The 12,424-nt window shown below is 72.4% G+C and carries 6 protein-coding genes and 1 pseudogene; 6 read left to right on the top strand and 1 reads right to left on the bottom strand.

The genetic code is table 11. The features are described 5' to 3' along the window. Window positions 1-6 precede the first annotated feature (6 nt). From AC6EI4_RS17170 to AC6EI4_RS17160, 3 genes are all read left to right on the top strand, one after another. Window positions 7-3,882, top strand: coding sequence for a DNA-directed RNA polymerase subunit beta' (locus AC6EI4_RS17170; protein WP_498420781.1), 3,876 nt, complete (start codon window positions 7-9; stop codon window positions 3,880-3,882). A gap of 138 nt (window positions 3,883-4,020) precedes the next feature. Further along, window positions 4,021-5,262, top strand: a complete 1,242-nt coding sequence (locus AC6EI4_RS17165) for a geranylgeranyl reductase family protein (RefSeq protein ID WP_498452210.1) — start codon at window positions 4,021-4,023, stop codon at window positions 5,260-5,262. 40 nt (window positions 5,263-5,302) lie between these two features. After that, the gene (locus AC6EI4_RS17160) at window positions 5,303-6,157 is read left to right on the top strand and encodes a lysophospholipid acyltransferase family protein (protein WP_498452209.1); all 855 of its coding nucleotides are present in this window, start codon (window positions 5,303-5,305) and stop codon (window positions 6,155-6,157) included. 89 nt (window positions 6,158-6,246) lie between these two features. On the opposite strand, the pseudogene AC6EI4_RS17155 reads toward AC6EI4_RS17160, so the two are convergent. Further along, window positions 6,247-7,197, bottom strand: a pseudogene (locus AC6EI4_RS17155) (acyltransferase family protein); the annotation flags it as partial. Between AC6EI4_RS17155 and AC6EI4_RS17150 the strand changes: the two are divergent. The 3 genes from AC6EI4_RS17150 (at window position 7,196) to AC6EI4_RS17140 (ending at window position 12,396) form a co-directional block, all read left to right on the top strand. Next, window positions 7,196-8,095: an NUDIX hydrolase gene (locus AC6EI4_RS17150; RefSeq protein WP_498452208.1), complete on the top strand. Its 900-nt coding sequence runs from the start codon at window positions 7,196-7,198 to the stop codon at window positions 8,093-8,095. The pseudogene AC6EI4_RS17155 and the gene AC6EI4_RS17150 sit on opposite strands and share 2 nt — an antisense overlap. A gap of 79 nt (window positions 8,096-8,174) precedes the next feature. Beyond that, window positions 8,175-9,437 carry a hydroxyacid-oxoacid transhydrogenase gene (locus AC6EI4_RS17145; protein ID WP_498452207.1) on the top strand — a complete coding sequence of 421 codons (1,263 nt, stop codon included), beginning with the start codon at window positions 8,175-8,177 and terminating at the stop codon, window positions 9,435-9,437. Between the two features lie 76 nt (window positions 9,438-9,513). After that, window positions 9,514-12,396, top strand: a complete 2,883-nt coding sequence (locus tag AC6EI4_RS17140; RefSeq protein WP_498452206.1) for an FAD-binding and (Fe-S)-binding domain-containing protein — start codon at window positions 9,514-9,516, stop codon at window positions 12,394-12,396. Window positions 12,397-12,424 lie beyond the last annotated feature (28 nt).

Here is a 12,424-nt window from a genome sequence, read left to right as displayed (position 1 = left end):
GCCACCGTGCTCGATGTGAACTTCTTCGACCAGCTTCAGATCGGCCTGGCCACCGCGGACGACATCCGCACGTGGAGCCACGGCGAGGTCAAGAAGCCGGAAACCATCAACTACCGCACGCTGAAGCCCGAGCGTGACGGCCTCTTCTGCGAGAAGATCTTCGGTCCCACCCGGGACTGGGAGTGCTACTGCGGCAAGTACAAGCGCGTGCGCTTCAAGGGCATCATCTGCGAGCGCTGCGGCGTCGAGGTGACCCGCTCCAAGGTGCGCCGTGAGCGGATGGGCCACATCGAGCTCGCCGCCCCGGTCACCCACATCTGGTACTTCAAGGGTGTCCCGAGCCGGCTGGGCTACCTGCTCGACCTGGCGCCGAAGGACCTCGAGAAGGTCATCTACTTCGCGGCCTACATGATCACCTCGGTCGACGAGGACGCGCGTCACCGCGACCTGTCCTCGCTCGAGGGCAAGGTGCAGCTGGAGCGCGAGCGTCTCGAGAAGCGTCGCGACACCTCCATCGAGGACCGCGCCCGCAAGCTCGAGGAGGACCTCGCCACCCTCGAGGCCGAGGGTGCCAAGGCCGACGCGCGCCGCAAGGTCAAGGACGGCGCCGAGCGGGAGATGAAGCAGCTGCGCGACCGCGCCCAGCGCGAGATCGACCGCCTCGACGAGGTGTGGAGCCAGTTCAAGTCGCTCAAGGTCCAGGACCTGATGGGCGACGAGATGCTCTACCGCGAGATGAAGACCTGGTTCGGCAAGTACTTCGAGGGCCACATGGGCGCGATGGCGATCCAGAAGCGCCTGCAGGACTTCGACGTCGAGGCCGAGGTCGAGTCGCTGCGCGAGACCATCGCCACCGGCAAGGGCCAGAAGAAGGTCCGCGCCCTCAAGCGCCTCAAGGTCGTAGACGCGTTCCGCAAGACCGGCAACCAGCCGCAGGGCATGGTCCTCGACGCCGTCCCGGTGATCCCGCCGGACCTGCGCCCGATGGTCCAGCTCGACGGTGGCCGCTTCGCCACCTCGGACCTCAACGACCTCTACCGTCGCGTGATCAACCGGAACAACCGCCTCAAGCGGCTGCTCGACCTGGGCGCTCCGGAGATCATCGTCAACAACGAGAAGCGGATGCTGCAGGAGGCCGTCGACTCGCTGTTCGACAACGGCCGCCGTGGCCGTCCCGTCACCGGCCCGGGCAACCGGCCGCTGAAGTCGCTGTCCGACATGCTCAAGGGCAAGCAGGGTCGCTTCCGCCAGAACCTGCTCGGCAAGCGCGTGGACTACTCCGGTCGCTCGGTGATCGTGTCGGGTCCGCAGCTGAAGCTGCACCAGTGCGGTCTGCCCAAGCAGATGGCGCTGGAGCTCTTCAAGCCGTTCGTGATGAAGCGGCTCGTCGACCTGTCGCACGCGCAGAACATCAAGTCCGCCAAGCGGATGGTCGAGCGCGCCCGCCCGGTCGTGTGGGACGTCCTCGAAGAGGTCATCACCGAGCACCCGGTGCTGCTCAACCGTGCGCCCACCCTGCACCGTCTCGGCATCCAGGCCTTCGAGCCCCAGCTGATCGAGGGCAAGGCCATCCAGATCCACCCGCTCGTCTGCTCGGCGTTCAACGCCGACTTCGACGGCGACCAGATGGCGGTGCACCTGCCGCTGTCCGCCGAGGCCCAGGCCGAGGCGCGGATCCTGATGCTGTCGACGAACAACATCCTCAAGCCGTCCGACGGCCGCCCCGTGACCATGCCCACCCAGGACATGATCATCGGCCTGTTCTTCCTCACCACCGACCGGACCGGCGAGCCGGGCGAGGGCCGCGGCTTCTCGACCCCCGCCGAGGCGATCATGGCCTTCGACCGCGGCGAGATCTCGCTGCAGAGCAAGGTCAAGATCCGCCTCGACGACGTCGTCCCGCCGCTGGGCCAGGGCGGCGACTGGGAGACCGGTCGCTCGTTCACCCTGGAGACCACGCTGGGCCGGGTCATCTTCAACGACACCCTGCCGGCCGACTACCCCTTCGTGAACTACGAGGTGGGCAAGAAGGCCCTGGGCGCGATCGTGAACGACCTCGCCGAGCGCTACACCAAGGTCGAGGTCGCGGCCTCGCTGGACGCGCTCAAGGACACCGGCTTCACCTGGGCCACCCGCTCCGGTGTGACGGTCTCGATCGACGACGTCACCACGCCCGACGACAAGAAGGCGATCCTGTCGGGCTACGAGGCGCAGGCCGCCAAGGTGCAGAAGCAGTTCGAGCGCGGTCTGGTCACCGACGAGGAGCGCCGCCAGGAGCTCATCGAGATCTGGACCCAGGCCTCGGCCGAGGTCGGTAAGGCGATGGAGGCGAACTTCGACCGCGCCAACCCGATCTACATGATGGTCGACTCGGGTGCCTCCGGAAACATGAACCAGATCCGGCAGGTCGCGGCCATGCGTGGTCTGGTGGCCAACCCGAAGGGCGAGATCATCCCGCGCCCGATCAAGTCGAACTTCCGTGAGGGCCTGACCGTCCTCGAGTACTTCATCGCCACCCACGGTGCCCGTAAGGGCCTCGCCGACACCGCGCTGCGCACCGCCGACTCGGGCTACCTGACCCGTCGTCTGGTGGACGTCTCGCAGGACGTCATCATCCGTGAGGACGACTGTGGCACCGAGCGCGGTCTGCCCAAGCGGATCGGCGAGCGCACCGCGGACGGCAACGTGGTCAAGGCGGAGAACGCCGAGACCGCTGCCTACGCACGCTCGGCGGCCGTGGAGGTCGTCCACCCGGTGACCGGCGACGTGCTCGCCGCCGCCGGCGAGGACCTCGGCGACGTCAAGATCGGCGAGCTGATCGCCGCCGGCATCGAGATCGTCAAGGTCCGCTCGGTGCTGACCTGCTCGGCTCGCACCGGCACCTGCGCGAAGTGCTACGGCCGCTCGCTGGCCACCGGCAAGCTGGTCGACATCGGCGAGGCCGTCGGCATCATCGCGGCCCAGTCGATCGGTGAGCCCGGCACGCAGCTGACGATGCGTACCTTCCACACCGGTGGTGTGGCCTCGGCCGACGACATCACGCAGGGTCTGCCCCGCGTGGTCGAGCTCTTCGAGGCCCGCTCGCCCAAGGGTCGCTCGCCGATCGCCGAGGCCGCCGGCCGCGTGGAGATCGAGGAGACCGACAAGGCCCGCAAGGTCCTGGTCACCCCCGACGACGGCTCCGAGGTCCAGGAGTACCCGGTCTCGAAGCGCTCGCGCCTGATGGTCGAGGACGGCCAGCACATCGAGGTCGGCCAGATGCTCACGAACGGCACGCCCGACCCGCAGGACGTCCTGCGGATCCTCGGTGTGCGCCGTGCGCAGGAGCACCTGGTGGACGAGGTGCAGACCGTGTACCGCAGCCAGGGCGTGGCGATCCACGACAAGCACATCGAGATCATCGTGCGCCAGATGCTGCGTCGGGTCACGGTCATCGAGTCGGGCGACACGAACCTGCTGCCCTCCGACCTCGTCGACCGGGTGCGCTTCGAGGAGGAGAACCGCCGCGTGGTCTCCGAGGGCGGTCAGCCCGCCTCGGGTCGTCCGGTGCTGATGGGCATCACCAAGGCCTCGCTGGCGACCGAGTCGTGGCTGTCCGCGGCCTCCTTCCAGGAGACCACCCGCGTCCTCACCGACGCGGCGATCCACGGCCGCTCCGACTCGCTGCTGGGTCTGAAGGAGAACGTGATCATCGGAAAGCTGATCCCGGCGGGTACCGGTCTCGAGCGGTACAAGAACATCCGGGTGGAGCCCACCGAGGAGGCCCGCGCCGCGGCGTACTCCGTCACCGGCTACGACTCCTACGACTACGAGTTCGGCAACACCGCAGGCGGTGCTGCTGTCGCTCTGGACGACTTCGACTTCGGGTCCTACCAGAACTGACGCTCGTCGTCGGCACAGACGGCCTCGTCTCCCACGGGAGGCGGGGCCGTCTCGCATTTGCCGCGCTGAGCGGCTCACGGGCGGTCCTCGGCCGGGCCGGATTGCGGGGCTGATGGTGGCGCCTGTCAGAATTGGCCGGTGAGCACACTCCCCGCCCAGACTGATCTGCTGGTCGTCGGCGCCGGCCCGGCGGGCTCGGCGGCGGCCGCCTGGGCCGCCCGCAGCGGCCTCGACGTCCTGCTGGTGGACGCCGCGGTCTTCCCCCGTGACAAGACCTGCGGAGACGGGCTCACCCCCCGCGCGATCAGCGAGCTGGTCAAGCTCGGCCTGGAGGACTGGCTGCGCGCGCACACCGTGAACCAGGGCCTGCGCGCACACGGCTTCGGCCAGACGCTGCACCTGCCCTGGCCCGGCGGCACGCTGCCGGACTGGGGCTCCGCGGTGGCGCGCACCGAGCTCGACGACCACCTGCGCACGACCGCCATCAAGTCCGGCGCCGCAGCCGTCGACGGCGCCCGCGCGGTGGACGTGCGGATGGACGGCGACCGGGTGGCCGCGGTCGTGCTCGAGCACGAGGGCGAGCGCGTCGAGGTGGCCTGCCGGCGCCTGGTCGTGGCCGACGGCGTGCGCTCGCCGCTGGGCAAGATGCTGGGCCGGGTGTGGCACCGCGACACCGTGTACGGCGTGGCCGGGCGCTCCTACATCGCCTCGGCGCGCTCCGACGACCCGTGGATCAGCAGCCACCTCGAGTTGCGTGGCGAGGAGGGCGAGATCCTCTCCGGCTACGGCTGGATCTTCCCGCTCGGCACCGGTGAGGTGAACCTCGGCGTCGGCACGCTGGCGACCTCCAAGCGCCCGGCCAACGTGGCGCTGCGCCCGCTGATGAAGCACTACGCCGAGCAGCGCCGTGAGGAGTTCGAGCTCTCCGGCGACCTGCGCGCCCCGACCTCGGCGCTGCTGCCGATGGGCGGCGCCGTCTCGCACGTGGCCGGTCGCAACTGGGCGCTGATCGGCGACGCGGCGGGCTGCGTGAACCCGCTCAACGGCGAGGGCATCGACTACGGCCTGGAGAGCGGCCGGCTCCTGGTGGAGCTGCTCGACGGCGGCGTGGAGGACCTCTCCGTCGCCTGGCCTGCCCTCCTGCGCGAGCACTACGGTGAGGCGTTCTCGATCGCCCGCCGGCTTGCCGGCCTGGTCACCGTGCCGCGGCTGCTGCCCGCCCTCGGGCCGATCGGGATGCGCTCGGACGCGCTGATGACGCTGGCGCTGCGCTGGATGGGCAACCTGGTCACCGAGGAGGACCGGGACCGGGCCGCGCGGGTGTGGACGTGGGCTGGACGCCGCTCGCTGGCGCGCGACGCGCGCCCGCCGTTCACGTGAGCCGGCTCCGCGCCGGACTCGTCGCGGGCGCTGTGCCCGGGTGAGCACCGGTGCCTACCGGCTGACCGCCGCGCTGGGCCACACCCTGGTGCGTGGACTGGGGGTCCGGACCCGCTGGCAGGGGCTCGAGCACGTCGCGGCCTCCGGGCCGGTGCTGCTGGCGGCCACCCACGTGTCCTACCCCGACTTCGTGTTCATCGGCCAGGCGGCGCTGCAGCGTCGGCGCCACGTCCGGTTCATGGCCCGCCACGATGCCTGGGGCCACCCGGTGGCCGGGCGGGCGCTCTCCGCGATGCAGCACATCCCCGTGGACCGGCAGGCCCCCGCCGCGGCGTACCTGCGGGCACGCCGGATGCTGGGCGAGGGGGAGGCGGTCTGCGTCTTCCCCGAGGCGGGGATCTCCTACTCCTACACCGTCCGGCCGCTGATGCGCGGGGTGGCGTCGCTGGGCCGTGAGACCGGGGTGCCGGTGGTGCCCGTGGCGCTGTGGGGCAGCCAGCGCATCTACAGCGTCGGCCGCCCGGTCGCCGGCCGCGAGCCCGGCCCCGACTGGACGCGCGGCCGCCTGGTCGACGTGCGCTTCGGGGCGCCGATGGCCGTGGCGCCCACCCAGGACCTGACCGAGTTCACCCACCGGCTGGGGGTCCGGCTGACCGAGATGCTCGAGGATCTGCAGCGCCTGCCCGAGCACCGCCCGCGGCCCGGTGAGCACGCCCCGTGGCACCCCCACCACCTGGGCGGTCAGGCGCCGGATCGCCGCGAGGCGCTCGGCCTCGACGAGGTGCCCCGCTCGGCGGTGCTGCCGTCCTGGGGGCCGTCGCCGGAGGTCTTCTCCGAGGTCGCGGGACCGTCGCCGGCCCTGTCCTCGGTAGCTGAGGAGGCGTCCGCCGGGTGAGCGCGGCGCCGGCGGACCGCGCGCGCGAGGGTGTTCACCGGGTCGACGAGGGGGGTCAGCACCCGCGCGACCGGTTCCCAGGCGATCAGGCAGGCCAGCGCGATGCCGAGCACGATGGTGATCAGCACCTGGGCGAGCGGGTCGGCGGGCAGCCACTCGTCGTAGCCGGCGTAGGTCGCCCCCTTCACCGCGAACCCGTGCAGCAGGTAGACCACCATGCTGTAGCGGCCGGCGTCTGTCAGCCAGAAGCGTCCGTGCGGGATCAGCGTGAGCACGCCGAAGGCGCTGACGATGCCGATCAGCAGGAGCAGGCCCCGGTCGGCGAAGGCGCCGGGCAGCGTCGCGCCCAGGTCGTCGTACGACGAGCGCTGGTAGAGCCACTCCGTGCTGATCCAGTCGTCGGTGCGCCCCGCCAGCCACCACAGGCCGAGCACCGTGAGCCCGCCCACCACCCAGGCCCCGCGGCGGCGTACCTGCTTGAGCTCCCAGCCGGTCAGGTGCAGCCCGAGCACGTAGAACGGGAGCAGGGCCAGCGCCCGGTTCAGGTCGAGGACGTCGAGCGAGAACAAGGGGGCGAGCAGGCTGATCACCAGTGAGATCGGGATCGCCACCCAGTGCCGCTTGAGCAGCGGGGTGGCCAGGCGCCAGACCATCAGCACCGCCAGGTACCACATCGGCCAGTGCGGATCGAGCCAGAGCCGCTCCAGCGGCTCCTCGCCTCCCGCCTCCCGGCGGAACAGCGCGAAGAGTCCCTCGAAGACCAGGTAGGGCACCAACAGCGTGGTCACCAGGGAGCGGAAGTGCCGGCGGGTCCACTCGAAGCTGCGGGAGAGGTACCCGGTGATCAGCACGAACGCCGGGATGTGCACGTAGTAGATCGCGTCGTAGACGCGACCGGACAGGTCGCTGGTCGGGATCAGGACCAGGGCGTGACCGACCACGACGGCGGTCACCAAGAGCATCTTGGCGTTGTCGAGCCAGGGGTCACGAGGCTTGACGGGCACGGCCCCAAGGTACCCAGGAGATAGGTTGGGACACATGGGGAACCTTCCACGCCGGCAGCGCGTCGCGGCCTACGCCGTCATCGTGCGCCGTGGTCGGATCCTGCTCTCGCGTCTCGCGCCGCACATCTCCGCCGACGAGCTCTGGACGCTGCCCGGCGGTGGCATCGACCACGGCGAGGACCCGCGCGACGCGGTGGTGCGCGAGATCTACGAGGAGACCGGGCTGGACGCCCGCGTCGGCGACCAGGCGCGGGTCTACTCGGCCCACCTGCCCGGCGCCTGGCGGGACGGCAGGCGCGTCGACGCCCATGCGCTGCGGATCGTCTACGAGGGGTGGGTGCCGGTGGACGCCCCCGCGCCGCGGGTGGTGGAGGTCGACGGTTCCACCGTGGAGGCGGCCTGGCAGCCGGTGGCCGGGGTGCTCGACGGGACCGTGCCGGTGGTGCCGATGGTGCTCGAGGCGCTCGCCGACCACAGTCCCTCGCGCCACCAGCGGGTCGCGGCGTACGCGCTGGTGCGCCGCGCCGAGCCGGTGCCGGCCGTGCTGCTGACGCGGCTCTCCGCGCGGGCCGCCCACCCCGGCGCCTGGACCCTGCCCGGCGGTGGCATCGAGCACGGCGAGCCGCCGGCGAAGGCGTTGGCTCGCGAGGTGAGCGAGGAGTGCGGCGTGGAGTGCACGGTCGGCGCGCTGCTCGACGTGCACGACGTGCACTTCACCGGCACCGCGCCCTCGGGGCGTACGGAGGACTTCCACGGGGTGCACCTGATCTACACCGCGACGGTGCCCGAGGGGGAGGAGCCGCGGGTGAGCGAGGTCGACGGCACCACCGACCAGGTGGCCTGGGTGCCGCTGAGCGAGCTCGGGCGTCCGGGCTGGCCGGTGCTCGACGTCGTCGTGCACGCCCTCGAGGCCGCGGCGAGCCAGCAGGGCTGAGCGCACAACGCTCGAGCCCGCGCGAGACGCCCGCTCCGGCCTCGCCGCCAACGGGCGCCGCCATGGCTATCGTGACGCCATGCGCGAGACGGTGTTCACCTATGCGGCGCCCGCCCTGAAGTTCGGCCCCGGCGCCTCCAGCGAGATCGGCTACGACCTGACCCAGTACGGCGCGCGGCGCGCGCTGCTGGTCACCGACGCGGGGGTGGCCGCCACCGGCCACCCGGCCCGGATCGCCGAGGAGATCACCGGCTTCGGCGTGGAGGTGACCACCTACGACCGGGCCCACGTCGAGCCCACCGACGAGTCGCTGGACGAGGCCATCGCGTTTGCCCGCGACGCCGGTCCCTTCGACGCGATCGTCGCGGTCGGTGGCGGCAGCGCCATCGACACCGCCAAGGCGGTGAACCTGCTGACCACCAACCCCGGCGAGCTGATGGACTACATCAACGCGCCCGTCGGCAAGGCCCGCGCGCCCGAGCACCCGCTGCTGCCCCTGGTCGCGGTGCCCACCACGACCGGAACCGGCAGCGAGAGCACCACGATCTGCGTGCTCGACGTGCTCGCCCTGCACGTGAAGACCGGCATCAGCCACCCCCGGCTGCGCCCGACGCTGGCGGTCGTCGACCCGCGGCTGACGATGTCGCAGCCCACGATGGTGACGGCCGCCTCGGGGATGGACATCCTGTGCCACGCCCTGGAGAGCTGGACGGCGCAGTGGTACGCCGACTTCGACGCCAAGCGGCCCGAGCAGCGGGTGCCCTACTGCGGCGCCAACCCGGTGGCCGACATGTGGGCCGAGAAGTCGCTGCGCCTGCTGGCCGGGGCGTTCCGCACCGCCGTGCGCGACGGCGACGACGGGCCCGCGCGCGAGCAGATGGCGCTGGCGGCGACGTTCGCGGGCCTCGGCTTCGGCAACGCCGGCGTGCACATCCCGCACGCCAACGCCTACCCGATCGCCGGGCGGGTGCGCGACTACCGCCCCGCTGGCTACCCGCAGGACGAGGCGATGGTGCCGCACGGGATGGCGGTCTCGCTGACGGCTCCCGCCGCGTTCGCGTTCACCTTCGAGGCGGACCCGGCCCGGCACCTGGCCGCGGCCCGGCTGCTGGACCCCGACGTCGCCGAGGACGGCGCCGACACCCTGCCCGGGGTGCTGCGTGCGCTGATGCGCGACATCGGCATCCCCAACGGGCTCACCGAGGTCGGCTACTGCGAGAGCGACGTCGACGCGCTGGTGGAGGGCGCCCTCAAGCAGCAGCGGCTGCTGGCCACCGCGCCCCGACCCGTCACCGGCGAGGACCTGGCCGGCGTCTTCCGGGGCTCGATGCAGCACTGGTGAGCCCGCGGGCGTGGACGTGGCCGCCCTCCCGGGCGTGGGAGGATGGGCGCGGCCGATCCGGGCCGCGAGAGGAGACGTGACGACGGTGACTGGCGCGAGCCCCGGCAGCACGATCCCAGGCGGCGCGGCCCCGGGCGGCACGGGCCTGACCGGCGCGGACCTGACCGCCGAGCTGCGCCGGCGCGACGTGCTCGACGTGGACGACTCCACCCTCTCGCGGGCGCTGTACTCCTCGGACGCCTCGCTGTACCGGATCGTCCCGCAGGCCGTCGTGCGGCCCCGCCACACCGACGAGCTGCTCGCCGTGCTCGACGTCGCCCGCAGCCTGGGCACGTCGGTCACCATGCGTGGGGCCGGCACCTCGATCGCCGGCAACGCGATCGGGCCCGGCATCGTCGTGGACACCCTGCGCCACCTGAACAAGGTCGTCTCCCTCGACGTCGAGAGCGCCACCGCGCGGGTCCAGCCGGGCACCGTGCACGCCACCCTGCAGCGCGCCGCCACCGCGCACGGGCTGCGCTTCGGTCCCGACCCCTCGACCCACACCCGCTGCACCGTCGGCGGGATGATCGGCAACAACGCCTGCGGCTCCCGGGCCCTGGGCTACGGCCGCAGCTCCGACAACGTGGCCGGCCTCCAGGTCGCCTTCGGCAACGGCGAGCAGGCCGCGCTGGGCTCCTTCGCGGGAGCGGGCGTCGGCGACGGGGCCACCGCGGAGCGGCTCCGTGCGCTGGCCGGGGACCACCTCGGCCACGTGCGCACCCAGTTCGGGCGCTTCACCCGGCAGGTCAGCGGCTACTCCCTCGAGCAGCTGCTGCCCGAGCACGGCGGGCGCGTGGACCGGTTCCTGGCGGGCTCGGAGGGCACCCTGGGCCTGATCCTCGAGGCGGACGTCCGGCTGGTCCGCGACGCCCCGGTGCGCACGCTGGTGGTGCTGGGCTACCCCGACATGTTCGAGGCCGCGGACGCGGTGCCGGCGCTGCTCGACCAGCCGCTGGTGGCCTGCGAGGGCCTCGACGCGCGGATCGTCGACATCGTCCGCGCCACCGGGGGAGCGGTCCCCGACCTGCCGCGCGGCGCCGGCTGGCTCTTCGCCGAGGTGACCGCGGAGACCTCCGCCGAGGCCGACGCGCTGGCCAGGCGGGTGGTGGCCGCCGCCGGCGCCCTGGAGCACCGCGTCGTCGCCGACCCGGCCGAGGCCGCCGCGCTGTGGCGCATCCGCGAGGACGGCGCCGGTCTGGCCGCGCGCAGCCTCAGCCGCCCGGCGTACTCCGGCTGGGAGGACGCCGCCGTGCCGCCGCAGCACCTCGGCGCGTGGCTGCGCGACTTCGATGCGCTGCTCAAGGACCACGACCTCGACGGCGTCCCCTACGGCCACTTCGGGGACGGTTGCGTGCACGTGCGCATCGACTTCCGCTTCGAGGACCAGGGACGCGGCTTCCGGGCGTTCCTGCTCGACTCGGCGCGGGCCCTGCAGAAGTACGGCGGGTCGCTCTCGGGTGAGCACGGCGACGGGCGGGCCCGCTCCGAGCTGCTGCCGCTGATGTACGACGAGGACTCGATGCGGCTGTTCGGGGCCGTCAAGGCGATCTGCGACCCCGACGACCTGCTCAACCCGGGCGTGCTCGTCGACCCCGACCCGCTGGACGGGGCCCTGCGCCCCGGGCGCCCGCGCCACGAGCCGCTGCCGATGCTGCGGCTGACCCACGACTCCGGGTCGCTGGCGAACGGCGCGCACCGCTGCACCGGCGTCGGCAAGTGCATCGCCGGGCCGGGCGGCGGCGTGATGTGCCCGTCGTACGACGCGACGCGTGAGGAGAAGGACTCGACCCGCGGTCGCGCCCGGGTCCTGCAGGAGGCGCTCGACGGCGAGCTGGTCCACGGCCTGGACGACCCGGCGGTCCACGAGGCGCTCGACCTGTGCCTGGCCTGCAAGGGCTGCGGACGCGACTGCCCGACCGGTGTCGACATGGCGACCTACAAGTCCGAGGTCCTCCACCAGCAGTACCGGGGCAAGCGCCGGCCCCGCACCCACTACACCCTCGGCCGGCTGCCGACCTGGGCCCGGCTGGCCCAGCCGGTGAGCCCGCTGGCCAACCGCGCGCTCAAGCTCGGCCCGCTGGCCCGCGCGGCCAAGGCGACCGCCGGGCTGGACCAGCGTCGCTCGATCCCGACGTTCGCGCCCAAGTCGCTCAAGCAGCAGGCGAAGGCGCGCGCGAAGGCTCGGACGAAGGCCGGTGCACCGGGCCCCACGCAGACCCCGGACGTGTGGATCTGGGCGGACTCCTTCACCAACCACTTCCTGCCCGGTGGCGCGATGGCCGCGATCGAGGTGCTCGAGGCGGCCGGTCTGCGGGTCTCGGTGATCTCGGAGCCGGCGTGCTGCGCGCTGACCTGGATCACCACCGGCCAGCTGGACAAGGCCCGCTCGATCATGGCGCGCACCGTCGCCACCCTGGCGCCGTACGTGGCGAGCGGCGTGCCGATCATCGGCCTCGAGCCGTCGTGCCTGGCCACCCTGCGCAGCGACGCCGTCGAGCTGCTCGACGACCCGCGCGCGGTGGAGGTGTCGCGTGGCGTGCTCACCTTCGCCGAGCTGCTCGAGCGTCAGGGCTGGACCCCGCCGGACCTCACCGGCGTGGAGATCGTCGCCCAGCCGCACTGCCACCACTCCTCGGTGCTTGGCTGGGAGGCCGACGAGCGGCTGCTGCGCCGGGCGGGCGCCAGCGTCACGAAGGTCGGCGGCTGCTGCGGGCTGGCCGGCAACTTCGGGGTCGAGAAGGGGCACTACGAGGTGTCGGTGGCGGTCGCGGAGACCCAGCTGCTCCCGGCCGTGCGCTCCCACCCGGACGCGATCGTGCTCGCCGACGGGATGTCGTGCCGCATCCAGCTCGACGACCTCGCGGACGTCCCGGCGATGCACTTGGCCGAGCTGCTCGCGTCTAGGATCGAAGGGTGAACCCCCGCCATCGCAGACTCGTGATCCC

It is taken from the genome of Nocardioides sp. Z43_10 (assembly GCF_059766615.1).
Note: the sequence above shows the minus strand (reverse complement) of the source record. Positions and strands in the feature narration are given on the sequence as shown.